Annotated in this window: 22 protein-coding genes and 1 pseudogene; 18 read left to right on the top strand and 5 right to left on the bottom strand. The window is 56.0% G+C overall.

Annotated elements, in window-relative coordinates:
* Window positions 1-31 precede the first annotated feature (31 nt).
* From gatB to L8V01_RS04325, 4 genes are all read left to right on the top strand, one after another.
* The gene (gene gatB, locus L8V01_RS04340) at window positions 32-1,537 is read left to right on the top strand and encodes an Asp-tRNA(Asn)/Glu-tRNA(Gln) amidotransferase subunit GatB (protein WP_269945928.1); all 1,506 of its coding nucleotides are present in this window, start codon (window positions 32-34) and stop codon (window positions 1,535-1,537) included.
* Between the two features lie 139 nt (window positions 1,538-1,676).
* Complete coding sequence (locus tag L8V01_RS04335; protein ID WP_269945927.1) at window positions 1,677-2,729, top strand: NAD(P)-dependent alcohol dehydrogenase; 1,053 nt, start codon at window positions 1,677-1,679, stop codon at window positions 2,727-2,729.
* 202 nt (window positions 2,730-2,931) lie between these two features.
* The gene (locus L8V01_RS04330; RefSeq protein ID WP_269945926.1) at window positions 2,932-4,359 is read left to right on the top strand and encodes a YkvI family membrane protein; all 1,428 of its coding nucleotides are present in this window, start codon (window positions 2,932-2,934) and stop codon (window positions 4,357-4,359) included.
* A 16-nt stretch (window positions 4,360-4,375) separates the two neighbouring features.
* Entirely contained in the window at window positions 4,376-5,446 is a 1,071-nt protein-coding gene (locus tag L8V01_RS04325) for an aldo/keto reductase (protein WP_269945925.1), read from the top strand.
* A 21-nt stretch (window positions 5,447-5,467) separates the two neighbouring features.
* On the opposite strand, the pseudogene L8V01_RS04320 reads toward L8V01_RS04325, so the two are convergent.
* A pseudogene (locus tag L8V01_RS04320) lies at window positions 5,468-6,159 on the bottom strand (LysE/ArgO family amino acid transporter).
* 70 nt (window positions 6,160-6,229) lie between these two features.
* Here L8V01_RS04320 and L8V01_RS04315 point away from each other — a divergent pair.
* The 4 genes from L8V01_RS04315 (at window position 6,230) to L8V01_RS04300 (ending at window position 9,020) form a co-directional block, all read left to right on the top strand.
* On the top strand, window positions 6,230-7,102 hold the full coding sequence (locus L8V01_RS04315; RefSeq protein WP_269945924.1) for an ArgP/LysG family DNA-binding transcriptional regulator: 873 nt from the start codon (window positions 6,230-6,232) through the stop codon (window positions 7,100-7,102).
* 69 nt (window positions 7,103-7,171) lie between these two features.
* Entirely contained in the window at window positions 7,172-8,122 is a 951-nt protein-coding gene (locus L8V01_RS04310; protein WP_269945923.1) for a DoxX family protein, read from the top strand.
* A gap of 126 nt (window positions 8,123-8,248) precedes the next feature.
* Entirely contained in the window at window positions 8,249-8,713 is a 465-nt protein-coding gene (locus L8V01_RS04305; RefSeq protein WP_269945922.1) for a hypothetical protein, read from the top strand.
* Complete coding sequence (locus L8V01_RS04300; protein WP_269945921.1) at window positions 8,703-9,020, top strand: transcriptional regulator; 318 nt, start codon at window positions 8,703-8,705, stop codon at window positions 9,018-9,020. The genes L8V01_RS04305 and L8V01_RS04300 overlap by 11 nt, the downstream gene beginning before the upstream one ends.
* Here the strand turns inward: L8V01_RS04300 and L8V01_RS04295 are convergent.
* The 3 genes from L8V01_RS04295 to L8V01_RS04285 all read right to left on the bottom strand — a co-directional run bounded on the left by L8V01_RS04295 (window position 8,995) and on the right by L8V01_RS04285 (window position 12,799).
* On the bottom strand, window positions 8,995-10,269 hold the full coding sequence (locus tag L8V01_RS04295; RefSeq protein ID WP_269945920.1) for a glycosyltransferase family 87 protein: 1,275 nt from the start codon (window positions 10,267-10,269) through the stop codon (window positions 8,995-8,997). The two genes, L8V01_RS04300 and L8V01_RS04295, sit on opposite strands and share 26 nt — an antisense overlap.
* A 79-nt stretch (window positions 10,270-10,348) precedes the next feature.
* A complete protein-coding gene (ilvD, locus tag L8V01_RS04290; protein ID WP_269945919.1) occupies window positions 10,349-12,202 on the bottom strand; it encodes a dihydroxy-acid dehydratase in 1,854 nt (617 codons plus the stop codon).
* A gap of 54 nt (window positions 12,203-12,256) precedes the next feature.
* Window positions 12,257-12,799, bottom strand: coding sequence for a PH domain-containing protein (locus L8V01_RS04285; RefSeq protein ID WP_269945918.1), 543 nt, complete (start codon window positions 12,797-12,799; stop codon window positions 12,257-12,259).
* A 306-nt stretch (window positions 12,800-13,105) separates the two neighbouring features.
* Here L8V01_RS04285 and L8V01_RS04280 point away from each other — a divergent pair, with 306 nt between their 5' ends.
* The 9 genes from L8V01_RS04280 to L8V01_RS04240 all read left to right on the top strand — a co-directional run bounded on the left by L8V01_RS04280 (window position 13,106) and on the right by L8V01_RS04240 (window position 23,765).
* Window positions 13,106-14,956: an acetolactate synthase large subunit gene (locus tag L8V01_RS04280; protein ID WP_269945917.1), complete on the top strand. Its 1,851-nt coding sequence runs from the start codon at window positions 13,106-13,108 to the stop codon at window positions 14,954-14,956.
* A gap of 2 nt (window positions 14,957-14,958) precedes the next feature.
* Window positions 14,959-15,477 (top strand): acetolactate synthase small subunit, encoded by a 519-nt coding sequence (gene ilvN / locus L8V01_RS04275; RefSeq protein WP_269945916.1) that lies wholly within the window; start codon window positions 14,959-14,961, stop codon window positions 15,475-15,477.
* Window positions 15,478-15,576: 99 nt separating this feature from the next.
* Window positions 15,577-16,590, top strand: coding sequence for a ketol-acid reductoisomerase (gene ilvC, locus L8V01_RS04270; protein ID WP_269945915.1), 1,014 nt, complete (start codon window positions 15,577-15,579; stop codon window positions 16,588-16,590).
* Between the two features lie 112 nt (window positions 16,591-16,702).
* The gene (locus L8V01_RS04265) at window positions 16,703-18,493 is read left to right on the top strand and encodes a GmrSD restriction endonuclease domain-containing protein (RefSeq protein ID WP_269945914.1); all 1,791 of its coding nucleotides are present in this window, start codon (window positions 16,703-16,705) and stop codon (window positions 18,491-18,493) included.
* A 103-nt stretch (window positions 18,494-18,596) separates the two neighbouring features.
* Window positions 18,597-19,388: a hypothetical protein gene (locus L8V01_RS04260; RefSeq protein WP_269945913.1), complete on the top strand. Its 792-nt coding sequence runs from the start codon at window positions 18,597-18,599 to the stop codon at window positions 19,386-19,388.
* 63 nt (window positions 19,389-19,451) lie between these two features.
* A complete protein-coding gene (gene serA / locus L8V01_RS04255) occupies window positions 19,452-21,038 on the top strand; it encodes a phosphoglycerate dehydrogenase (protein ID WP_269945912.1) in 1,587 nt (528 codons plus the stop codon).
* Window positions 21,039-21,156: 118 nt separating this feature from the next.
* On the top strand, window positions 21,157-22,176 hold the full coding sequence (locus tag L8V01_RS04250) for a 3-isopropylmalate dehydrogenase (RefSeq protein ID WP_269945911.1): 1,020 nt from the start codon (window positions 21,157-21,159) through the stop codon (window positions 22,174-22,176).
* 211 nt (window positions 22,177-22,387) lie between these two features.
* Complete coding sequence (locus tag L8V01_RS04245) at window positions 22,388-23,197, top strand: fumarylacetoacetate hydrolase family protein (RefSeq protein WP_269945910.1); 810 nt, start codon at window positions 22,388-22,390, stop codon at window positions 23,195-23,197.
* Window positions 23,190-23,765, top strand: coding sequence for a class I SAM-dependent methyltransferase (locus tag L8V01_RS04240; RefSeq protein ID WP_269945909.1), 576 nt, complete (start codon window positions 23,190-23,192; stop codon window positions 23,763-23,765). The genes L8V01_RS04245 and L8V01_RS04240 overlap by 8 nt, the downstream gene beginning before the upstream one ends.
* A gap of 6 nt (window positions 23,766-23,771) precedes the next feature.
* On the opposite strand, the gene L8V01_RS04235 is transcribed toward L8V01_RS04240, so the two are convergent.
* Window positions 23,772-24,875 carry an isochorismate synthase gene (locus L8V01_RS04235; protein WP_269945908.1) on the bottom strand — a complete coding sequence of 368 codons (1,104 nt, stop codon included), beginning with the start codon at window positions 24,873-24,875 and terminating at the stop codon, window positions 23,772-23,774.
* A 100-nt stretch (window positions 24,876-24,975) separates the two neighbouring features.
* On the opposite strand from L8V01_RS04235, the gene L8V01_RS04230 reads away from it, so the two are divergent.
* Window positions 24,976-26,085, top strand: a complete 1,110-nt coding sequence (locus L8V01_RS04230) for a CE1 family esterase (RefSeq protein ID WP_269945907.1) — start codon at window positions 24,976-24,978, stop codon at window positions 26,083-26,085.
* The last annotated feature ends 45 nt before the right edge of the window (window positions 26,086-26,130 follow it).

Below are 26,130 nucleotides of genomic sequence, written 5' to 3'. Positions count from 1 at the left end.
GTGAGCGCATGGACGTATTAAGATGGCACGCATGACTGCTGCGATGTATGACCTGATGGACTTTGATGAGGTCCTTGAAAAGTTCGAACCGGTAATGGGCATGGAAGTCCACGTAGAGCTGGATACGGAAACCAAGATGTTTTCTACCTCTCCTACGAACTTCAACGCAGCGCCTAACTCCAATGTTGACCCAGTCTCCTTGGGGCTGCCCGGTGCGCTGCCGGTAGTTAACTCCAAGGGTGTGGAGGGCGCCATCAAGATTGGCTTGGCGCTTAATTGCTCGATTGCGGAGTCCTCCCGCTTTGCGCGCAAGAATTACTTTTACCCGGACCAGCCGAAGAATTACCAGATTTCCCAGTACGACGAACCAATTGCTTATGATGGCTACCTAGATGTCGTGCTGGAAGATGGTACCGAGTGGCGCGTGGAAATCGAGCGCGCACACATGGAAGAAGACACCGGCAAGCTGACCCACTTGGGTGGTGCCGATGGCCGTATTCACGGCGCTACCGCATCGCTAGTGGATTGCAACCGCGCTGGCATCCCTCTCATTGAGATTGTGACCAAGCCGATTATCGGCGCCGGCGAGCGTGCGCCCGAGGTGGCTAAGGCCTATGTCTCTGCTTTGCGCGAGCTCGTTGCTGCTTTGGGGGTTTCCGATGCCCGTATGGACCAAGGCTCCATGCGTGTGGACTCCAATTTGTCCCTGCGCCCAATTGGACAGGAAGAATTCGGAACCCGCACCGAAACGAAGAATATTAACTCGCTGCGTTCTGTGGAGCAGGCCGTTCGCTTCGAGATGCAGCGTCAGGCGCAAGTGCTCGAAGATGGCGGGAGCATTGATCAGGAAACCCGCCACTACCAGGAGGCGGACGGAACCACCTCGAAGGGTCGTCCGAAGGAAACCGCCGAAGACTACCGTTACTTCAACGATCCGGACCTGCCGCCGGTTATCGCACCGCGCGAGTGGGTCGAAGAACTGCGCCAGACCCTGCCGGAGCTGCCGTGGGTTCGCCGCGCACGAATCCAGGAAGAATGGGGCATCAAGGATGAAGAGATGCGCGACCTAGTTAACGCCGGCGCTCTCGACCTCATCGTGGATACCGTAGAAGCCGGTGCGAAGCCGGATGAGGCACGTTCTTGGTGGGTTTCCTACCTAGCGGGCAAGGCCAACGAGCAGGAGACTGATCTTGCCGGTCTATCTATCACCCCGCAACACGTGGCGCGCGTCATTGAGCTCGTTAATGAGGGCAAGCTGACTACCAAGCTGGCGCGTAAGGCTGTCGATGGCGTACTGGCTGGCGAGGGCGACGTCGATGAGGTCGTCGAAAAGCGTGGCCTTGAGGTCGTGCGCGATGACGGAGCCATTGAAAAGGCAGTGGATGATGCGCTGGCCGCCAATCCGGACATCGTGGAGAAATACCGCGCCGGAAATAAGAAGGTAACCGGTGCCATCGTCGGTGCGGTCATGAAGGCCACCCAGGGTAAGGCAGATCCGGGGCAGGTAAATAAGCTCATCGCAGAGAAGCTGAACTAAGCACCCTAATAGGCCAGCCGCGTTTGTCCTGTCATCGGAGAAGAGCGCGGCTGGCTTTTTCGCGCCACCAACCCTGTGCTGGAATTGGTGATAATTTCCGTTAGGCGAGGTCGGTGAGGTTGCGCGTAGGGTCGTGGGCATGACAATTAAAAGCAAAGTTTTGCAAAAACAAGGCCCTGAAGCCCCATTTAAGGTAGTAGAAATTGAGCGCCGTGATCCGCGCGAGGATGACGTGGTCATTGATATTAAGGCCGCTGGAATTTGTCACTCCGATATTCACACCATCCGCAATGAGTGGGGCCAGGCCCACTTCCCACTGACCGTAGGCCACGAGATTGCCGGTGTAGTAGAAGCCGTTGGCGATAAAGTCACCAAGTTTAAAGTCGGCGATCGTGTTGGCGTGGGCTGCATGGTTAACTCCTGTGGTGAATGCGAGCAGTGCCGCAATGGGCAGGAGCAAAACTGCCTGAACGGAAATGTGGGCACGTATAACTCCGAGGACGTAGATGGCACCATCACTCAAGGTGGCTACGCCCAAAAGGTAGTAGTCAATGAAAGCTTCGTCTGCTCTATTCCGGACGCTTTGGACTTTGATGTAGCGGCCCCGTTGCTGTGTGCCGGCATCACCACCTATTCGCCGTTGGCACGCTGGCAGGTCAAAGAAGGCGATAAAGTTGCCGTAGTAGGCCTTGGTGGCCTAGGGCACATGGGTGTACAGATCGCGGCGGCCAAGGGGGCGGAAGTCACCGTGATTTCCCGCTCCCGGCGCAAAGAAAAGGAAGCCTATGAGCTAGGCGCAAAGCAGATCTTGGCCACCGGTGAGGACGAGGACTTCTTTGCCCATCACCGCGGCGAATTTGATGTCATTTTGTCTACTATTTCTGCCAAGTATTCGCTTAATGATTATCTGCAGTTGCTCAAACCGCGCGGAATCATGTCCGTTGTGGGACTTCCGCCGGAGGAACTGGGAATCCATATGAGCAGCCTCGTTGGTGGTGGCAAGGTGCTCACGGGAAATAATATTGGCGGCATTGCTGAGACTCAGGAGATGTTGGACTTTTGTGCCGAGCACGGCATCGGTGCTGTCATTGAGGAAATCGGCGTAAATGATGTTGATGCAGCCTATGAGCGCGTTGTTGCCGGCGATGTAAAGTTCCGCTTTGTCATCGATACCGCGACCTTTGAGGACTGAGTCGGCCGGCTCTCTTCGCCGTTTTCCTCAAATGTGATTTAGCACAACATCAGTATGTGTCAGTAGGTGTTTAACGAGTCACTTACGTACCCTTTCTTAAGGAAAGCATATTTGTGTTGTGCGGCCCACTAGATGGGGGCGGGGGACCGGGGCCGCGCGCACCTGTATGCGAGAAATGTTCGCTACAAAAAGTTAGGCAACTGTGTCTTCTAAAAACATTATCGCCATTGCTATGTCCTTCGTGGGCTTGCTAGTTGGTGCTGGTTTTGCCACAGGCCAAGAAGTGGTGCAGTACTTCACCGCTTTTGGTACCTGGGCTATTCCTGGCATCATCGTCGCTGCCCTCATCATGACCCTTGCGGGTACCGTTTTCTTGCAGTTGGGAAGTTATTTCCACGCGGCCGAGCACAACACGGTTTTCCGCAGAGTCACCCACCCGATCGTGTCCAAATTGCTGGATGTGGCGGTGATCATCACCCTCTTTGCCATCGGCTTTGTGATGTTGGCGGGCGCCGGTTCCAATATGCAGCAGCAATTTGGTTGGAAGACCTGGATTGGTTCCACCCTCATGCTGGTATTGGTGCTCATCGTGGGCATGCTCGACGTGGATAAGGTATCCAAGGTTATCGGCGCAGTAACGCCAACCATCATCATTGCGGTAATCGGTGTAGCCATTTACACCCTGTTCAATATGCCGGATGACATCGGCGCAGCCATGGATGCCTCGAGCCAGATTGATACCCCGATTGGTAACTGGCTAATTTCCGCTTTGAACTACAACGGCCTAGCCCTGATGCTGGCTGTGTCCATGTCCCTAGTTATCGGTGGTGACAATATCAGCCCACGCGAGGCTGGTTGGGGCGGCATCGTAGGCGGAATAATTTACTCCATCATGATGGGCCTTGCAGGTTTTTCCTTGCTGATGAACTCGGACAAGGCCCAAGGGTCCGATATTCCGATGCTTTCTCTAGTAGATAGTGTTAACCCGACATTGGGCGCCATCATGGCGGTCATCATCTACCTGATGATCTTCAATACCGCTATCGGTATGTTCTACGCGCTGGGCAAACGCCTGTCCGCCGGCCATGAGAAGCGCTTCCCAGTTATCTTCGTCATCGGCTGCTTGGCTGGTTTCGCGGTCTCTTTCGCGGGCTTTAAGACCTTGATGAACTATATCTACCCAATCATTGGCTACATGGGTATCCTCATGGTCGCTATCTTGGTCTTTGCCTGGTTCCGCAGCCAGTCCCAAATCCAGGATGAGGCCATACGCCGCGAGCGCGTACGTTCGCTTATGCACCTGAAGCTGAACCCCAACAAGGATTATGACGCTGAGCGTTATGATGACGAGATTGGCCAGCACATCGAGGACTCCAATATGGATAACGAGGCCCTCTATGATGAGCTGGTGGATGAAGTCACCGAGGAGCTTGACGGCGACGATGACGTGGACTTTGACAAAAAGGAGTACGCAGAAAAGCGCCACGACTACTCCTATTACACCGAACGCGACGCGGTAGAAACCGACCGTACGCCGGAAGAAATTGAAAAGTGGGTTGAAGAAACCGGTGCATCCGGAGACCCTGAGGAAGATGAGGAGCTGCCGCAGGCTGACAATTCCAAGAATTAGGCGGACAATGGGTGCTATGAGTATCTATGCACCCGCCTCTGACCGTTATGATTCGATGGAGTACCGCCGAGTAGGCAACTCTGGGCTGAAGCTGCCGGCCATCTCCCTTGGTCTATGGCAGAACTTCGGCGATGATCGTCCCCTGGCCACGCAGCGCGAGATTTTGCGCGCGGCATATGACCAGGGGATTACTCATTTCGATTTGGCCAATAACTATGGCCCCGAGCCTGGTGCCGCCGAGGACAACTTTGGCCGCATCTTCGCTCGCGATTTCCGCCCCTTCCGCGATGAAATGATCATTTCTTCCAAGGCCGGGTGGGTGATGAATGATTCCCCATATGGCTTCGGTGGTTCTCGCAAGTATCTAGTTAGTTCCTTGGATGCGTCCCTGAAGCGTATGGGCCTGGATTATGTGGATATCTTCTACCACCACCGTCCGGACCCGGATACTCCGTTGGAAGAGACCTTGTACGCGCTGCGCGATATCGTGGCTTCTGGCAAGGCCCTCTACGTTGGCATTTCCTCCTACGGCCCGGAGCTCACCACGGAAGCCGTGGAATTCATGGAGGATGAGGGCTGCCCGTTGCTGATTCATCAGCCGAGCTACTCCATTCTGAACCGCTGGATTGAGCGGCCTGGGGAAGACGGGGAGTCGCTGCTTGACGTCACTGGGCGCAGCGGATTGGGAGTGATTGGTTTTGGTCCGCTGGCGCAGGGCATGCTGACCGATCGCTATATTGATGGCATTCCCACAGACTCCCGTGCAGCCAAGGATAAGACCTTGGAAAAGGACTGGATCAATGAGGAGAACCTGTCCATGATCCGAGCCTTGAACAATATCGCGCACGAGCGCGGGCAGTCCTTGGCGCAGATGGCTATTGCGTGGGTCCTGCGTGACCAAGGTGAACGCACCCTTACCTCGGCGTTGCTGGGTGCTTCTTCTGTAGAGCAGCTTAAGCACAACCTTGGAGCGCTGGATAACCTGGAATTCAGCGCGGATGAGCTTGCTGTTATTGATGACGCCGCCCACGACGCCGGAATCAACCGTTGGGCCGGCGCCACCGCTTCGCGCGTTCGCGGCGACTAGGCCGCTACCGAGCCCTGGTCCCTAGAGCAGGAGCAACTTGAGTGTTAGACCGATCATGATGACGCCGATTCCCAGATTGATCCAGCGCCATACCGTGGGCCGGGACAACACGTGGGAAAACGCGCGGCACCGAAACCGATAAACGGAAACCAAGAGAAGCTGGCGCAGATCGCGCCCACAGCGAAAAGCCAGCGGCCGGATTCGCCATATTGGTTAGCAATGCTGCCGAGCATGACCACGACGTCTACATAGGCGCCTGGGTTGAGCCACGTTAGCGCCAAGGCCGTTAACAACGGCTTAACCCAGGAGGGGGAGCGTTTAATTTCCACACGAGTCTTAGTCTTAGTTGTGCTGTGTACTTGGTTGCCATCGAAAGAGGCGACTTCTTGCGGGGCCTTCGGTTGCGTGGATTCTACTTCAATGGCTTCGCCTGTAGTCTTTAAGGCATCACGGAAGCAGCTAAAGGTGAAATAGGCAAGATAAGCTGCGCCGATGTATTTCAGGATTTGCAGGGCCCTGGGAAACTTTTCCACCAAGTAACCGACGCCGGCCGTGCCGGAGGTAATCAGGATGACGTCAGATAGCGCGCAGACGGCAATGATCAGGCCGATGTGATCACGGCGGATGCCGTACTTAAGCAGCATGGCATTTTGCGGACCGACGGCCACGATGAGCGACAATCCGAGGAAGAAACCGGCAAGCACAATGGACATGCCTTCTAGTGTGAATTCCCTGCCTGAATTAGTCCAGTTAATGAATCTTCAGTTGGTTTAAAATAGCTTCATGAACTCGGTGCACCTAGAAACCTTGCTCGCAATCGTGGATGAAGGAAGCTTCGATGTCGCTGCTGCTGTGCTCGGCATATCGCCCTCGGCGGTGAGCCAGCGAATCAAAGCTCTGGAATCGAGCACTGGGCGAGTGCTCTTGCATCGCGCCACCCCGGTAACCGCTACGGAGGCAGGCGAGATACTGGTTCAATCCGCGCGTCGCATGGCGCTGGTGCAGGCAGAAACGGATGCCCGCCTCGGATACCGCCTAGCCCGCGTTCCGCTGTCAGTAGCGGTGAACTCGGACTCGCTCGCGACGTGGTTTAGGAAGGTGCTCAGTGATACCGCGCGGCGGGGCGACGTCGCGCTGCGCATCCGGATTGAGGATGAAGCGCGCACGCTGGCGATGCTGCGGCGCGGAGACGTACTCGGCGCGGTGACGAGGGAGGCTACGCCGGTCTCCGGCTGTGAGTCTAGCTTCCTAGGCGCGATGCGCTATTTCCCAGTGGCGGCGCCTCCTATCGCAGATAGCTTCCATAGTGGCAGCCTGACGTGGGAAACGATGCCCCTTGTGGGCTATGGGCCCAACGATCAAGTTCTGGATGATGCGATGCGCGAGCGGTTTATTGATTCTGCCGTGGTGCGTGCCCGGGTATCGCAAATTCCATCTTCCGAGGGATACCTAGAGGCCGTTCGCGTCGGCTTGGGCTGGGGATTGTTGCCTCAAGCCCAAGCGCTGCCGCTATTGGAAACAAAGGAGCTTTTGCTTCTCGATGACTCCCCGCTCGACATTGACCTCTATTGGCAACGCTGGCGCTTGGAATCGGAGGTTCTAGGCGAACTTACGCGCTCTGTTATTGAGGCCGCAAGCGACTTGGCGGTGGTGTAGATAACTTGCCGAAACGGCGCGCCGTGGCGGGTACCACAAAAGTGCAGGCCTGTGCCTTAAGTTGTAGCTATGAGCGATAAGCAGCAACCGGATAAAGCCACACCGTTTGATGAAGGCATGGACGTACCAACCTATAATGCAAAGCCTGCTAGCAAGGAGTCCGCTTCCGCCCAAGAGAAGACGAAGCCAGGACTCTTCGAGCGTGCCGGCCGTGCAGAACCGCAGGAAATAAAACCCAGCCAGGCGCGGCAGGAAAATCCTGAAACTGAAGTGATGTCCTATTCCAGCGCCAGTGAAGCCGCACGTCAGCAAGGCGGCTCCGGCGAGGAAACCGTAGCATTCGCCCAGCCGGATACCGCTACGCCAGCAAGTACTGAGCGCGAATCTGCCGTAGCTACTGCCGACGCCCCTGAAGAGAGCACGCTCACCGCAGAATCCGCAGAGGAGCGCGAGGCCCGCCTACAGGCAGAGCAGGAAGAAAAGGAAGGGTACCACCGCTACGGTCGTCGCGGCACCATCGACTTCGGCCTTCTATTCATCCGTCTAGCGCTAAGCGCCTACCTGATCGTGGCAGGTGCCAAGACCTTTTTCACGCTCGGCGATAGTCAGGGTTTGTCCGGCCTTGAGGGCGATTTTGCCAACTATGCCTGGGATACCGCACTGTCCATTGCCGTGCCTACCATGCAGCTTATCGCCGGCGTATTCCTGCTGCTCGGTCTCATTACGCCGTTGGCTGCCATGCTTGGCTTGGTGGTGACTGGTTTTACTGCCCTGCATGAGCTTGCACAAACGGGTGCTGGTTTAGACGTCTTTAGCTGGCCGGAATCCGTATGGCTATCCTTAGTCCTCTTTGTTATTGCAGTGGGCCTGCAGTTTACAGGACCAGGCTTTATCTCCCTAGACTTCAAGCGCTCTTGGGCACGCCGCCCACTGGGCACTTCGTGGGTCTTTGTTCTCATCGGCGTAGCCATTCTCGTAGCACTGTGGTTCTTCGGCGCAGGGGTTAATCCGCTGAGCTAATCGCTAATAGATTGTCCGTCGCATTCGCGGCGGATTTTCTTTTTTCTCTTGCTTTCCAACGTGGAAAGTATGATACTTTCTAATGTGGAAAACAACGGAAGGTCGAGGGCGAAAGGAACGGCGACCATGGATGAAAGTGTGCACGAGGCACTGGCCTTCAACGAGGAAGTGGAGAAGGAACAAAGCGACAGACGGAAGACAGTGCTTAATGCCCTGTTTGCTGCAGCGCTGGCAGGACTTTGGTTTATCTTGAGCCAATGGGGGAAGGGCATGCCGTGGTGGGTGTCCCTTGGTCTTGTGGTGGTCTGCGTGGGAGCAGCTCTCTGGGTTGGCGCTCAGAAGCGCGACGTGCGCGCAGGTTATAGGCAGGATCCTTTTGCCCATCCGCAGCCGGACAAGAAGTACTATTTCGGAATCATTCTGATATTTGCCCCTACGTTCTTCCAGACCTTTCTCGAAGGGCACATGGGAATTGCGGCCGTAGTAGTCACGCTGTGGGGTCTCGCTGTATTTTGGGTTCTCAACTCCGGTGCGATGGATCTGTCCACGCGAAATACCGAGAGCAATAAGCGGGCAAGCGATGAAAGGTGAACTCGACCCGGTAATTCACCCGCTTAATCGGTTTAAAATCTGTGCGGTGCTCAACGCGGCCGGGGCAGTGGAAGGCGTGATCAACAAAGAGATGCGCTTTGCGGCGATTCGGGACAAGGTGAACCAATCCGACGCAACGCTGTCTAAACAGCTAAGCGCACTGGAAAAAGAGGGGTATATCAGTCGCTTTCGCGAGTATGGATCCTCGCGTGGCAAGGACACGGTGTGGGTGATGCTCACGGCTAAAGGTAAGGCCGCATTCGATTCGCACCTTGCAGCGCTTAAGACACTAGCGGGGCAGGAGTAGCGGTACTCGTGCTCCGGTTATTGCGCTGGGCAGCGTAGAAGGCGGCTGCGTACAGCGCGACGGCCAGCACGGTTAGCCAGACGAAGTCATCCACCCAGAACTTTTGGTAGCGCTCCATGGCGTGGACATCGACTTGATCGCCCCACCACCACTTAGGCGGAACGGTCAGCAGCATGGCTGACCAGGCAACGAGGACGGTCAGGAGGCTGCCGGCAGCCCACCCAGAAGACAGCCAGCTCCACGCACGGTAGAGGAAGACTGGGATGATGAGCGTGAGCCATACCCAGTGGTGCGACCAAGAAACTGGGGAGATGAGCAGGAGGGTAAGAGCGGTGACCAATTGGGCGTCGACAAGCAAATGCTCCTCGCACAGTTGCTTGATAAGCCACGCAGCAAAGGCAATGACCACGAGGGAGGCTGCGATCCATGCAATATTGATGACCAGCCCGTTGGCATCCATAGCCTCAGCAGAAGAATACATGCGCTGAATAGCGCCCTTGATGGAACTATTGGACTGGTAGTCGGTTCCCACGCCGAAGTCGCCGCCAGAGCCCATATCAAGCAATTTAGAGCTGAAGAACTCCACGAAGGCGGTCCAGCGGAAGGCGGCGGCAAGAAGGGTGGCCGCTACGGCGGTGAAGAGCGCAGTGGCAATCTGCTTCCATTCCTTGCGCACGAGGAAATAGAGCAACATAGCCAGCGGGGTAATTTTGATAGCGGCGGCTAAGCCAATCAAGGTTCCTTGTGGCAAGAAGCGCTTGCGCGGGACAAGGTCGAGGATAACCAGCGCCATGACCACGATATTGATTTGGGCAAAGCCGTTGTTGAGGTCAACTGGCTCAAAGCGCAAGACAAAGGCCCAGGTAATGGCGGTTACAGGCAAAAGAAACTCCGGCTTCTTGAGCACCGCTTTAAAGACGAAGTAGAGGCAGACGAGCACCAGTAGATCCGAGAGGATAACCATGATGTCGCCTGCCATATCGTGGTCAATGCCATCGAATGCCGTAAGCGGAACCATGACAAGCGCGCCAAAGGGCGGATAAATGAAGGGAAGTTCAATATCCCCGGCCAACATGGGCTCGCTGTAGACGGAGCGGTGCTCGAGGAAGGCTTTGACACCCTCGCGGTAGACCACCATATCGATAGGGAAGTCTGTAATGCGGGTGTCTCCGATGACCTTCCGAGCGCCAAAAAGGAGCCCCAGCAAGGCTAGGGCATAACGAAATATTGGGGTGCGCGCGAGTTTCATCGCAGTACACTTTATGCGATCTGCAGGTAAAGAGGCGCGCACCTCACCGAGCTCACAGTGATTTAGCAGCTAGGTTTTGCTAGTTCACATGACCGTTGACCACGCGAACAGCGCCGCGGTCAGCCGAGGTGGCCATAGCAGCGTAGGCCCGCAGAGCTTTGGTGATCGGGCGATTGCGCTTAACTGGGGTCCAGGGCTGTTCGCGCTGCTCTTGGGCGGCGCGTCGACGCTCCAGCACGTCCTCGTCCACGTCCAAGGTGAGTTCGCGCTCGTGGATATTGATGGAAATAGTGTCGCCGTTTTCGATGAGCCCGATAAGGCCCTGGTGAGCAGCTTCAGGGGAGATGTGTCCAATGGATAGTCCGGAGGTGCCACCAGAGAAGCGGCCATCCGTAATCAAGGCACATGCCTTGCCCAAGCCGGCGCCTTTGAGGAAGGACGTCGGGTGAAGCATTTCCTGCATGCCCGGGCCACCGGAAGGGCCTTCGTAGCGGATGACCACAACATTGCCCGGCTGAACTTCCTTATTAAGGATGATGGACACCGCTTCCTCCTGCGATTCCACGACGCGGGCGGGGCCGGAGAAGGACCACAGTTCCTCTTCGACGCCCGCAGCTTTTACGATGGCCCCGTCGGGAGCCAAGTTTCCACGCAGGACAACGAGGCCGCCGTCGGAAGAAAAGGCATGGTCGGCATCGTGGATGCAGCCATTTGTGGCATCGGTATCTAGGTCGTCCCAGCGGTTGGACTGGGAAAATGGTTCGGTGGTGCGCACACCGCCGGGTGCGGCGTAATACAGTTCGCGGGCCTCATCAGTGGCGTGAGGGTTGCGGATATCCCAGTCATCTAGCCACTGCTCGGCATTATCATATAGCGCCGTATGCACCTTCAAATTCAGGTGCCCGGCGCGGCGAAGCTCTCCTAAGATAGCGGGGATGCCACCGGCGCGGTGGACGTCCTCAATATGGTAGGTGCCATTGGGCGCTACCTTGGACAAACAGGGCACGCGGTAGGAGATGTCGTTGATGTCGTCGAGGGTGAAGTCGACCTCGCCTTCCTGTGCGGCCGCTAGGGTGTGCAGGATGGTATTAGTCGAGCCGCCCATGGCCATGTCAAGCGCCATGGCATTGGTGAAGGCTTCCTTGGTAGCAATGCTGCGCGGAAGGACAGAGTCGTCTTCCTCGCCGTAGTAGCGGCGGCACATATCCACGATGGTGGCTCCGGCCTTTTCGAAAAGGCCGCGGCGGGCAGTGTGGGTGGCCAAAGTGGTGCCATTGCCGGGCAGTGCCAATCCTAGGGCCTCGGTCAGGCAGTTCATGGAATTAGCGGTAAACATGCCGGAGCAGGAACCACAGGTGGGGCAGGCGGATTCTTCCACCTGAGTAAGGCCCGCATCCGAGACCTCATCATTGGCAGAGGCGGTAATCGCGGTGATGAGGTCGGTGGGGGCATGGGCTACGCCATCAACTACGACGGCCTTTCCGGCCTCCATCGGCCCGCCGGAGACGAAGATGGTGGGGATATTCAGGCGCAGCGCCGCATTGAGCATGCCCGGAGTGATCTTATCGCAGTTGGAGATGCATACCAGGGCGTCGGCAGTATGGGCATTGGCCATGTACTCGATGGAATCAGAGATGATTTCACGCGACGGTAGGGAGTAGAGCATGCCGCTGTGGCCCATGGCGATGCCATCGTCTACGGCAATGGTGTTGAATTCCTTGGGTACGCCGCCTGCTTCGCGCACGGCATCAGCAACGATATCGCCGACGTTTTTCAGGTGCACGTGGCCGGGGACGAACTGGGTATAGGAGTTAGCGATGGCGACGATCGGCTTGCCAAAGTCATTTTCCTTGGTGCCGGTGGCCCGCCAAAGGGCGCGGGCGCCAGAGGCTTGGCGGCCGACGGTAGTTACTTTAGAGCGCAGCGGGAACATGGGTGCAAGTCACCATTCCTTAAAGGGGTGTGGGGGAGAGTGTCGGTGGTCTATTTAGTTTTCGGCCGAGGGCTTGAGCTCTGGGTGGCGCTCAAGATATTCCGCGTATTCTTCCTTGCTGAGCAGGACTTGTTGGCCGTCTCGGTGGACAATAACCACCTTGTCGTCTGCCGCCTCACGGCCCTGGGTAAGGGCGTCAGGGATGCGGCCGCGGGAGGCCTCCGACAGGCGTGGGAGCGAGTTAAAAGTAACGCCAGGCAGGCTGTGCTCCGAGCCGCCGGTAGTACGAGCAAAGGCGCGGGCGCGTTGGAACCCAATTCCGGCAAAGTTATCCCAGCTGATGCGGGTTCCTTTGCGGAAGGCGTAGGAAATGTCGATACCGGATTCGGAGACCTTGGTGCGGGATTTGATGACCCACCACAATCCGAGGATGGGGATGATGAACAGCCATGCGAGGTATTTGGGGGCCCAGCCGATGCTTAAGAGCGCAATAGCGGACAGGATTAAGATGCCCAGAATGTGGTCGCGGGAAGGCTTGAAAACCTCTGCCTGGGTGGTGGACTGATGAGGTTGGGTGTCCTTTGGTGGTGGAGTCATAGTTTGCAAGCCTAATTCACTGGGGTGGGCAGGGTCGAACCTATTTTCAGGCGTGTCTCATGTAGTGGGAAGAGGATCCCAAAAGGGGGTAATTGTCCCGCGGGGAATATCTATCGGTGTATAGTCAGGGCCATGATCATTATTCGACTTCAGGTAGTACCAACGCGGTGGTGACCGCGGCGCCCATGACGTCGACGCTTTTCGCCCCCGCAGACATAACAGCCGGCGGGGGCTTTATTCATATCTGGAGACGTTTCCGATGATGATCAGACCCTGTATTAGACCAATCCAAGGAGCACATTAACCGTGGTAACGACAACTTCGCCCACGCCCGCTTCGGTGGCCGCGGCCTCACGTGCCCGCGCTCCCGAGCGGATGAGTGGCGCTCACGCTATTGTCCGCACTCTTGAAGATCTGGGAACCGAGCTTGTCTTCGGTATTCCAGGCGGTGCCGTGCTTCCTCTCTATGACGCACTGCATACCTCGACCAAACTGCGTCATGTGCTCACCCGCCATGAGCAAGGGGCCGGCCATGCCGCTGAAGGATATGCCCAAGCTTCCGGCAAGGTAGGTCTGTGTATCGCTACCTCTGGGCCGGGCGCGACCAACTTAGTGACAGCGCTTGCCGACGCCAATTTGGACTCCGTGCCCATCGTCGCGATCACCGGGCAGGTGGGCAGCAACCTTTTGGGTACCGACGCTTTCCAAGAGGCGGATATCCGTGGTGTGACGATGCCCATTACAAAGCACAATTACATCGTGACAGAGCCTAGCCAGATCCCTGCTGCTATCACCGCGGCATTCCACTTGGCATCCTCTGGGCGGCCGGGGCCGGTTCTGGTAGATATTCCCAAAGACGTCCAAAATGGGGAGCTGGAGTATTCCTACCCAGCCAAGTTTGACCTGCCAGGATATAAGCCAACGACTAAGCCGCATCATCGGCAGATCGCTCAAGCGGTAGAGCTTATCGCGGAGGCGAAAAAGCCGGTTATTTATGCAGGCGGCGGCGTCATTAAGGCCAATGCGGCCGAGGAATTGCGTGAGTTTGCGGAATACACTGGCATTCCAGTGGTCACCACGCTGATGGCATTAGGCTCCTTTCCGGATTCTCATCCACTTCATATGGGCATGCCGGGCATGCATGGAACCGTACCGGCGGTGGCGGCCATGCAGCGTGCGGACCTGCTTATTACTATCGGAGCTCGCTTTGATGATCGTGTAACCGGTGATACTGACACCTTTGCCCCTGAAGCCCAGGTAATTCATGCAGATATCGATCCAGCCGAAATCGGCAAGATCCGTGAGGTAGCTGTGCCTATTGTGGGTGATGCGCGCAATGTACTGACCGGCCTGCTGAAGGAATACCGCAAAAACTCCGCCGTGGGGCCTCCGCAGGTGGGTCCCTGGCGCAACTATCTCGACGGCCTCAAAGAGCGTTTCCCTCGCGGCTATGAGCTAACTCCAGACGGACAGCTCAATCCCCAGTTTGTCCTAGAAAAACTCAGCGAAACCGTCGGGCCCGATGCCATCTACTGTGCTGGTGTAGGGCAGCACCAGATGTGGTCAGCACAATTTATTGACTTTGAGCAGCCACGTTCCTGGATCAACTCCGGCGGTGCCGGCACCATGGGTTACGCTGTGCCGGCGGCTCTAGGGGCCAAGGCGGCTTGTCCGGACAAGGAAGTCTGGGCTATTGACGGCGATGGCTGCTTCCAGATGACCAACCAAGAGTTGACTACGGCGGCCTTGGAAGGATTCCCCTTAAAGGTTGCCGTCATCAATAATGGCAACCTGGGTATGGTCCGCCAGTGGCAGACGCTGTTTTTCAATGAGCACTACTCGCATACCAAACTGCGTGAACGAGATGTATATACCCCCGACTTTGTCCGCCTGGCAGAGGCGCTGGGGTGCGAGGCTATCCGAGTCACGAGCGAAGACGAAGTGGTGCCGGCGATCGAGCGCGCCCGCGAGATCAACGACCGCCCAGTGGTTATTGACTTCATCGTGGGCGAGGATGCACAGGTTTGGCCAATGATTGGCGGAGGGGCATCCAATGAGGAAATTCAATATGCCCGTGGATTGCGGCCGCTATTTGCTGAAAATGAATCGGCGGCTGAGACGCCTGCTGATATCGACGAGACCATCCAGGAGGTATAGGTATGGCTCCCAGTGACGTTTCCCGGCATACCTTGTCGGTATTGGTAGAAGACGTAGAAGGCATCATCTCGCGAGTAACTGGCATGTTTTCCCGGCGTGGATACAGCCTAATTTCGTTGGTCTCAGCGCAAACCGAGACACCTGGGATTAATCGGCTGACCATTGTGGTCGATGCTTCCGAGATCATTATGGAGCAGGTGACCAAACAGCTCAATAAGATTATTCCAGTAATCAAGGTGGTGGAGCTGGACACGGACTCGACAGTGGCGCGTGCCATCATGCTGGTAAAGGTAGCTGCCAACAATACCAACAGGCCACAGGTTGTCGACGCCGTCAATATTTTCCGCGCCCGGGTGGTTGATGTGGCGCAAGAGTCTGTAGTGGTAGAGGCCACTGGTACCCCGGGAAAGCTGGCTGCACTGCTCGATGTCTTGGAGCCATTCGGTGTGCTCGAGCTGGTCCAGTCGGGAGATGTCGCTTTGGGCCGTGGCCCCAAAGCGATGGCCCCTCCACGCAATTAAATCCCACTATGTGAGCAGAGCGTCCCGCATAATGGTATAGTGCTGGGTGGGACGTTGTTTCATTGAACTTTCAAACGCAACAGAATTGAGGACTACAACATGGCTATTGAAACCTTCTACGACGACGATGCAGACCTGTCTATCATTCAGGGTCGCAAGGTGGCCGTCATTGGTTATGGCTCGCAAGGGCATGCGCACGCGCAGAACCTGCGTGATTCCGGCGTTGAGGTCGTAATTGGCCTGCGCGATGGATCTAAGTCTGCGCCTAAGGCGGAAGAAGCGGGATTTGAGGTCAAGACCGTGGCAGAGGCTGCCAAGTGGGCAGACGTCATCATGCTGCTGGCCCCAGATACCTCGCAGAAGCAGATTTTTGAAGACGAGATCGCTCCCCACCTGGAAGATGGCAACGCGTTGCTGTTTGGCCACGGCTTGAATATTCACTTCAAGCTGATTGAGCCGCAGGACAACGTCACCGTCGGAATGGTCGCACCCAAGGGGCCTGGCCACTTGGTCCGCCGTCAGTTTGTTGATGGCAAGGGCGTTCCGTGCCTCATCGCTACCGAGCAGGATCCCAAGAACGAAGGCCACGACCTGACCTTGTCTTATGCCGCAGCCATCGGCGGCGCGCGTGCCGGCGTCATTCCCACCACCTTCGAGGCCGAAACGGTCACTGACCTCTTTGGTGAGCAGGCTGTGCTGTGTGGCGGCGTCGAATTCCTGATTCGCACCGGCTTTGAGGTTCTGACTGAGGCTGGATACGAACCCGAAATGGCCTACTTCGAAGTTCTGCACGAGATGAAGCTCATTGTGGACCTGATGTTTGAGGGCGGTATCGCCAATATGAACTACTCGGTCTCTGATACCGCTGAGTTCGGTGGCTATATTTCCGGACCGCGTGTTATCAATGCCGATACGAAGCAGCGCATGAAGGACATCCTCTCGGATATTCAGGATGGCACCTTTACCAAACGCCTGTTGGCTAATATTGAGGGCGGCAATAAGGAATTGGAGGATCTGCGCGAGGAGTTCGCACAGCACGAGATTGAAAAGACCGGCACCAAGCTGCGTGATCTCATGAGCTGGGTAAAGAATCCTCTGGATGCTACGGCCTAATAGCTTACGGCCGCGCTCCTAGCACGAACCCACGGTGAACAAGCGTGTTCACCGTGGGTTTTGCTGTATTTGAGTCAGGTAAAAATAGATCCTAGGGAGTAGGATGTGTGTCATGGGTTTTACGACGCCAAGTTATGATCTCAAAGACCTCTTCGCACGAATTGATCGTGGGGACATCCAGCTCCCGGATTTCCAGCGCAGCTACGCCTGGGATGAGGATCGCATTCGTTCTCTAATCGTTTCTGTATTGCGCGGTTATCCTATCGGTGCGCTCATGGCCTTGGATACGCGAAACGAAAAGATGCGCTTTCGGCCACGTGCCCTCGCGGGTGCACCGGATACTGGCGTCGATCCGGGATTGCTCCTTTTGGACGGGCAACAGCGTCTGACCACCTTGTATCACTGCTTTAATGGCGATGGTTTCGTAGATACTACTGACTTCCGTAAAAAGAAGATTCACCGTCGTTTCTTTATTGATATCCGCGCCGCAGTGCGCGGAGAGCTCATGCCGGATGACGCCATCTTTGCAGTTAACCAAGATGGCAAGATTCGATCGCACTTTGCGCCGGCGATTGAGGGAGACATTCTCTCTCGCGAAGATGCGCTAGAGCATATGTGCATCCCAGTATCTTCGCTTTTGAGCGAAGATGGCGTCAGTAGACTCTTCGAGCTTGCAGCCACCAAGCAGGAGTACAGTTCAGAACTCGCGGCGTTTAATAACCGGATCGTTCGGCCATTGTCTGGCTATGACCTGCCAATGATTCGCCTTTCCCGCGAGACGGAGCGGGCAGGCATCGGATCGATTTTCGCGCAAGCAAACTCGGCGGGCCTGCAAATGGACGTATTCGACTTGTTGACCGCGGTCTTTGCCTCAGAGGATCCCAACTTCCATCTAGCCGCTGACTGGCAAGATGTGGAAAGGGATCTACGGAAGTCCCCGGCTCTAGACGGAATTGGGCGCACCGAGTTCCTCTCGGCGGTATCGCTGCTTGTATCCGGCGAAAAGGGCTGCGCCGGAGGCCAGCGCGAGGATATTTTGAAGCTTTCCTTGTCGGAGTACAAGTCAGCGGCAAACGACCTGCGTATTACTTTCCGTGAGGTCTCCGAATTCTTGGCACAACGTTGCATTCTCAGCACTGACCAGGTTCCATTTAATGAGCAGATTGTTCCTTTGGCGGTAATTATTGCCCGCCTTGCTAAGCGCAGTGGAGCACTGTCTACCCAGCAGTCGTGGGACCGTATCAACCAATGGTTCTGGTGCGGCGTCTTTGGCGAGCTCTACGGCTCTTCAGCCGTGCGGTTGCGGGCTGCCCGCGACGTCGATGAGGTCACCGAATGGGTGGCCAGTGCAACAGATGAGGTTCCAAAGACCGTTGCAGATGCCAGCTTCCGCGAGTCTCGTCTGCTCTCGGTAGATGAAAAGGACGGTGTATGGCACGGCTTATACGCCCTCTTGATGGCTCGTGGTGCTAAGGATTGGCGCACAGGAAAAGCATTTAATAGGAATACGTTTGAGGAGCTAAAGCCAGGCTTTTTCCCTGTATTCCCATTGAACTGGTGTAAGCGCCACGGGGTAGATCGTGTTCTGGCAGAATCCGTGATGAATTACACCCCGATGGGCAAGCGGACTGAGGTGGTCCTTGACGGTTTTGCACCCAACAGATACCTACCCCGCGTGCAGTCAAAGTCCATCATGGAAGACGCCGAATTTGACGAGGTTCTTGCCTCCCACGAGATGAACTTGGACTACCTGCGTGCATCTCAACCACGAGAGTTCTTAGCGGATCGCCGTCATCGGTTCCTAAATATCGTGGAATATGCATTAGGTAAACCCGTTATCCGCGATGTTGACGAGGAAAATCTATTTGGTGGAGAGGAAGGGCCCCAAGCCTTTGATCGCTAAATCTGTGCGGTCTGCTGCCACAGTAATTGTTGCATCACTATTGCTATCTGCCTGTGGCACCTCGTTTACAGAGTCCAAACTGGTCAGACGAGGATTGTCTGATATGGCGGAGTCAGAAATTGACCTCAACAAGGCTAAAGCGGAGAACCAGAACCGGCTTATTGACCCGAATTTTGACGGCAAGTTTGTCATCATAAATGACGCCACTGGAATTGAGGCTAGCCGCCTGTTTTTTAAAGACTCGGATTCACTAGTTCTCTTTGCCGCAGACGATGAATCTAAATTGCGGGCGGCGACGCTCGCGGTAAATCAACACCTGCCTGCAATTCAGTACCAAGATGATAAGCGTCTGGAGATTCATAAGCTTTTAACGGATCTTGGTGTGCGGCGCCTGGTAGTCATCGGCGATGTTCCTTGGACGGAGACGTCTGGGGAATTTGACGTGATTAAGGACCCGGGAACACATAAAGCTTTAGGGGAGTTCACAGCCTTTCAGTATGGCTCCAAAGTGGTAGCTTCCCCAGAACAAATGGTTAAAGATATCGCACGATTGGATAAGACTCCTCAAGTGGAGCTGCGTCCGGCTTGGGTGCCGTATGAGGGAGAGCCTGAAGGCAGCGAGGAGAAGAAGAGAGCTGTTCCGGCTCAGTCTCGAAGGGACGGACAGATGGCGCCGAATATCGTAGCGACGAAAAATAGCCCAATCGCTAATGTCATTACGGCTGCAGCTTATGGTGGCAAAGTCTTGGTGATGCCGACAGCAGATCCGCTAGAAGATAAGCACAGTATGGCGGCCGTTGCTGGCTTAGAAGAAGGTGCATTGGTGGCTCTCGGCCCGGAATTCGGTCGAGTGAAAGAATTTAAGGCGAAAATCAAGCAAGGCACCCCTAGCTGAACTACACTTCCTTGACACGCGAACTACTCGCGTGAACCGCACTACAGTTATGTAAAGGAAGATATGTCGAAGCCGGTAGTTCTTATCGCCGATAAATTAGCTCAATCTACAGTTACGGCTCTGGGGGATTCTGTCGACGTCCGTTGGGTAGACGGGCCCAATCGAGAGGAGCTGCTCGCTGCGGTTCCTGATGCGGAGGCATTACTGGTGCGTTCTGCCACAACCGTGGACGCAGAAGTATTAGAAGCAGCCCCAAACCTAAAGATTGTAGGCCGTGCCGGTGTGGGCTTGGATAACGTGGATATCCCAGCGGCGACGGAAAAGGGCGTAATGGTTGTCAATGCGCCCACCTCGAATATCCACTCCGCGTGTGAACAGGCTATTGCGCTGCTATTGGCTACGGCGCGCCAAGTACCGGCGGCTGACCAGTCTCTGCGGCAGGGAGAGTGGAAGCGCTCGTCGTTCAAAGGTGTAGAGGTATACGGTAAGACAGTTGGAATCGTCGGGTTTGGGCACATCGGCCAACTTTTTGCGCAACGTTTAAAGTCTTTCGAAACCACCATCATTGCTCATGATCCCTATGCGAATCCGGCGCGCGCGGCGGCGCTTGGGGTAGAGCTGGTGGAGCTGGAAGAGCTCATGTCTCGGTCCGATTTCGTGACCATTCATTTGCCTAAGACTCCGGAGACTGCCGGCATGTTTGATAAAGACTTGCTGGCTAAGGCTAAAAAGGGTCAGATCTTGATTAATGCTGCCCGTGGTGGGCTGGTAGACGAGGCTGCTTTAGCTGAATCTATTGAGTCTGGACATCATCGCGGTGCTGGCTTCGATGTTTATGCCACGGAGCCATGTACGGACTCCCCGCTGTTCCAGCTGCCGCAGGTTACCGTGTCGCCACATCTGGGAGCATCCACTGTAGAGGCACAAGACCGTGCGGGAACCGATGTAGCGGCTTCCGTGCTCAAAGCCTTGTCTGGGGAGTTTGTCCCGGATGCGGTAAACGTCTCTGGCGGCACTGTAGGGGAAGAGGTTTCTGGCTGGTTGGATCTTGCGCGCAAACTGGGCCTTACGGCTGGTCGCCTGTTGGGCCAGGCACCCGTTGCTGTAGAAGTAGAGGCATGCGGTGAGCTTTCGGCGGAAGACGTGGAAGTCTTGGGGCTTTCTGCCGTTCGCGGCCTGTTTAGCGGTGTGACCTCTGAACCGGTGACCTTTGTTAATGCAATGCAGATTGCGCAGAGCCGTGGGGTAGAAGTGGAAGTATCTACCAACGCGGAATCCAAGGGGCACCACTCCTCTTTGCAGGTCAAGGTGATTGGCGCCGACGGCGAGACGTCTTCGCTAACCGGTGCGCTTATCGGCATCGATGGGACCGAAAAATTCATCCGTATTAACGGCCGTGGCGTCGATATGCGTGCTACTGGCCGAAACCTCTTTTTCCGTTATGCGGATGCTCCTGGAGCATTGGGAACCGTGGGTACCAAGTTGGGCGCGGCTGGCATCAATATCGTGGCAGCGGCTCTGACCTATGGCAAGCAGGAGTCCGATGCAGTATTGATTCTGCGCGTGGAGACTGTGGTGCCGGAGCAGCTCATCGAAGAAATCAATGGGGCATTAGGGGCGGAGTGTGAACAGTTAGATATGGACGCATAGGCTCTCTTGCAGAAAGTGCGAAGCCGTTCCCGCGCAGCGCAGGTAATTCCCTGCGCTGCGCGGTTTCCTTTTGGTAGGGTGGGTAAATATCCACTCTGTGAGAAAGGAATCCTACATAATGAAACTTGCTGTGATTGGTGGAGATGGAATCGGGCCTGAGGTGACGGCGGAAGCCCTCAAAGTACTGCAGGCTGTTCGTTCCGATATTGAAACCACTGAATATGACCTCGGCGCGCGACGATACCTGCGCAATGGAGAGCTTCTTACGGATGCGGATTTAGCCAGCCTGCGCGAGCATGATGCCATTTTATTGGGGGCAATTGGAGCACCGGGAAAGGTAGCTCCGGGCGTATTGGAACGAGGGCTTTTGCTCAAGATGAGGTTTGCGTTGGATCACCATGTGAACCTGCGTCCGTCCAAGCTATATCCCACCGCTTCTTCGCCGTTGGCTGAACCGGGTGACATTGATTTTGTGGTGGTGCGCGAAGGGACCGAGGGCCTGTACTGCGGAAATGGCGGCACATTACGAGAAGGCAGCGCGCATGAGGTGGCAAGTGAGGTATCACAAAATACTCGTTTTGGCGTGGAGAGAGTGGTGCGTGATGCCTTTGCTCGAGCGGAGCAGCGTCGGAAGCGCCTGACTTTGGTCCACAAGACCAATGTTTTGGTCAATGCTGGAGGTCTGTGGCAGCGCACGGTCGATGAGGTATCAACCGAGTTTCCGGATGTACAGGTGGATTACCAGCATATTGACGCGGCCACGATATATATGGTCACTGATCCGGAACGCTATGACGTTATTGTTACCGATAACCTCTTTGGAGACATCCTTACAGATCTTGCCGGCGCGGTAACTGGTGGCATCGGTCTCGCTGCTTCCGGAAATATCGATGCGTCTGGCGCAAATCCCTCCATGTTTGAGCCGGTTCATGGTTCTGCGCCAGATATTGCAGGCCAAGGAATCGCAGATCCTACAGCGGCCATCTTGTCCGCGGCAATGCTCCTGCGTCACGTTGGCGACAAAGAAAATGCACAACGGATTGAGGACGCAGTGGCCCAGGATGTAGCGCAGCGGGGAGGTGCGCCGATTAAGACCTCTGAAGTAGGTGACCGAATCGCCGGCATTCTGGCAGGATAGAACTCCGTTTTATAGGGGCGATGTTCTGCGATTACCCTAGGGAGGGGTGCGGTGGCCATTTTGTGTTGTGCGCAGTGCGCTTGCCGACGCCCCAGGGTGAACCGACCCTCAGGGTCACCACCGTAGCATCCATACAATTTACTTAAATTAACTAATTAACATCACATCCTTTGCATACGTGTAAAGGTGGCAATTGAGTAGAATAGCCGCTATGCGTTTAGGACGAATTGCACACCCAGAAGGAATCTGTTTTGCCATCATTGACGGGCCAAAGGACGCCCCGATGGAAGACTTGGTAGCAAAAGAAATCGCGGGCACGCCATTCACTCCGCCAGAGCCGACCGGCCGAGAGTGGAAGATGAATGAGGTTCGCCTGTTGGCTCCAACGCTGCCTACGAAGGTGGTGGCGCTCGGACGAAACTATGCGGACCACGTCGCAGAGGTCTTTAAGAAGTCTGCGGATAGCCTTCCGCCTACGATTTTTATCAAACCATCCACCGCAGTAGTCGGGCCGGATGCGGCCATCAAGATCCCTGACTATGCCACCAACGTGGAATTTGAAGGCGAGCTAGCCGTGGTCATTTCCAAGCCGTCTAAGAATATTAAGGCAGAGAATTGGCAGGACCACGTGCTGGGCTACACCATCTGTAACGATGTTTCCTCCCGCGACCTGCAGTTCAAGGATGGCCAGTGGGCGCGAGCCAAGGGCATCGATACCTTCTGCCCGCTGGGCCCGTGGATTGAGACGGATCTCAGTACTTTGAACTTGGACGATCAAAAGATTAACGCCTACCTGACGCATGAGGGCTCCCGCGAACAAAAGCAGGATTCCAATACGGATCAGATGATTGTAAAGATGGGTGGCATTTTGGAAGAGATTTCTGCGGCATATACCTTGTTGCCGGGCGATGTCATTACCACTGGTTCCCCAGCCGGTACTGCACCGATGGTGCCGGGGGATACCATCGAGATCGAGATTCCAGGCCTAGGCACCCTCCGAAACCCCATTGCCCATGCATAACTCTGAATCCCACGATCGCCGCCCCTATGTACCTACCTCTGCGGAAATGGAGGAGCGCTACCGTAGCAGCGATCAGGTATGGTCGGGGAACCCGAATGCTACCTTGGTCGATTACACGGCAGGACTTACGCCCGGCTCCGCTCTCGATATCGGTTGTGGTGAGGGCGCAGATGCGCTCTGGCTGAAGAATCAGGGCTGGCAGGTACTGGGCATAGACTTCGCCCCAACAGCCGTGGCCCGCACACGGGAGCGCGGAGTCGAAGCGCAGGTGGCCACGTTTAGCAGCTTTAGCCACACCCCGTTTGACCTAGTAAGTGTCCATTACGGGGGAGTGCGAGCTACAGCGGAAGAGGTCCAAAGGTTGGAGCGATTGGTCGCTCCTGGCGGAACGCTACTTTTTGTCCATCACGAGGTGGAGTCTGCAGAGCTAGCTATGCTGGAGTGGCTCGCGGAAAATTTGCGCGAGCTAGAGGTTATTACCTTAGCTCGGCGAGCGCGCCACGTGAGCGAGGGTGCGGGTGCGCACCACCGCAATGACGTGATTCTCGTCGCCAAGCGAGCGGGCTAGAGTGGGCTAAAGGCTCAGCGCTCGGAGGATTGTCTGCAGTTTCGCTGTGGTTTCCTCTAGTTCGGCTTGCGCATTGGAGTCGCCCACAATCCCACCGCCGGCCCAGGCCCGCGCGGAAAGGCCATCGCCAGCGACTTCTGCGCAGCGGATGGCCACCATGTATTCTCCATCTCCCGAGCTATCGCACCAACCGACCGCTCCGGCGTAGAATCCGCGATCTGTCTCTGCGGTCTCAATGAGGGCTTGGGCGGCCTCGGCTGGGGTGCCGCAGATAGCTGGAGTGGGGTGAGTAGCTAGGGCAAGCTCTAGGACTGTCAAGTCCTTATCCTTGAGTGTTCCGGTGATGGGTGTGCCCAAGTGCCACATCTCATTGGTGCTAATCAGCTGGGGGGTATCGGGAATATTCAGTCGCTCACATAGGGGGTTGAGCACTCGGCGGAGATGTTCTACGACGAAAGCGTGTTCGTGGAGGTCCTTAGCAGAGTGCAAAAGGTCTTGGCCGGCGATGTGATCCTCTGTTGGAGTGGCGCGGCGCGGTGATGAGCCCGCCAAGGGGAAAGCGGACACAGTCGAGCCTTGACGCTTGATTAAAACCTCTGGGGAAGAGCCAACTAACATCGCGCCTGGGCGCCCGGCGGGGGAGAGATCGGCAATGAAACCGTCGCGGTTGGCGGAGAGATCAATGAGTCGGGCCGCCACAAGCCGTGGATCGATAGCCTCTGGGAATTCGATGTCTACGGCGCGGGCTAGGACTACCTTCTCCAGTTTGGAGGTCTCGATGGTGCCGATGGCTGCTTCCATGCGGCGCAGGTGCTCTTCTGGTTCCGGATCAAAGCCAACGACGCGGGACTTGAGAGTCTGATTGCGATAGTAAGCGTGCGGCTCTAGAGGTCCTTCTTCCCGAATGATCTTTTCCGGTACCGTTAGTGCGGCGGGTGTGTCTGAATCGAAGGGGATTGCGCCCACTACCATGGTTGCGTCTTTGTTGCGCAGGGCAGAGATCGCCGCGTCAACGTCAGTAAAGGTTTGGCGCGCACCTTGGGTACGGACAGACCCCGTTGCTCGTGAAAGCAGAAAATCGGGGGCGGTGCTTGGTCTGTCTTCGTGCATGAGCATCTAGCTTAATGCCTTGGACTTTTCTTACAGAATTCAGTGTGTACTGGGCGTGTAAACAGTGCCTCAAGTGAACAATGTGGTTAATTTTAACGTTGTGGCTAATGTTACTAAGTTTCTGCACCGTTCCTTATACCTAATCCTCTCCGCAGCGCTAGCCAGTGCTGCGCTACTGTGCGCTCATCCTGCCCATGCGCAACAAGGGCCAGCGCCAGCGCCTGCACCAGCTCCCGCGCCTGCCCCCGCAGACGCACAACCTGTTACCCCGCAGCCGGATGGTTCCCACCTAGTCCCAGAAGGTGTAAAGGAATCCACTCCAGCTCCTGCGGAAGATGGCGGCAACGATAAGGCACCAGCGCCAGCTCCAAACGGATCATCGCTTCCAGAACCAGCTCCGCGGCCAGAAATGGGGGATACCACTATCAACCCGAATCCTCCGTTTAAGCCTGGCTCCATGCAGTCGCTAGAGATGGAGCACGAAGGCAAGACTCGTCGATACTTGCTGCGCATTCCAAATCATTATTCGCCCGACAAGGCTGCGCCGGTACTTTTCGGCTTTGGCGGTTGGGGAGACTCCCCAGAAAATTACTCCGGCTATGCGCGCATGCAGACTACCGAAGCTAATAATGAGGCCATCATCGTTTACCCAGAGGGATTCGAGCGCGCTTGGGAAGCAGCCCCTTATGCCAAGACACGCGATGGTGAAGATATTCGCTTTATCAAGCGCATCCTCGACGCGGTAGACAAGGATTACCATGTTGATCGCAACCGCGTCTATGCCATGGGCATGTCCAATGGTGGCGGTTTTACCTCCGTGCTCGGCTGCCACGCGCAGGATACATTCGCGGCCGTGGCCATGGTTTCGGGCGCCTTCTATAACCCGGTCGAGGTCAACTGCGCCGATGCCCCGATGAATACCCTCATCATGCATGGCGTCAACGATAAAATGATGACCTATGAGGGCGGTGACCGGCACGAAGCAGGCTACCTGCCGGTGCGCACCGTGCTTGGTGGATACTTAAAGCGCAACCGTTGCGATATGTCCTTCCAATCCAGCCCCGAGGCGGGCGGCGCGGAGCGGCTGAGCTTTAACGGCTGCCAAAAGGACGTGCAGCTGGTTAAGGTACCCGCAGACCACACGTGGTTCTGGCAGCCAGATACCCCAAAGGTAGTCTGGGACTTCCTTTCGTCCAAGACCCGGGTATAAAAGCAGCAACGCTTAGCCTCAGATAAAGTCCAGAGGAGTACTCCC

Source organism: Corynebacterium curieae (assembly GCF_027570035.1).
GTDB classification, from domain to species: domain Bacteria; phylum Actinomycetota; class Actinomycetes; order Mycobacteriales; family Mycobacteriaceae; genus Corynebacterium; species Corynebacterium curieae.
This window is presented reverse-complemented; position numbering and strand designations above follow the sequence as displayed.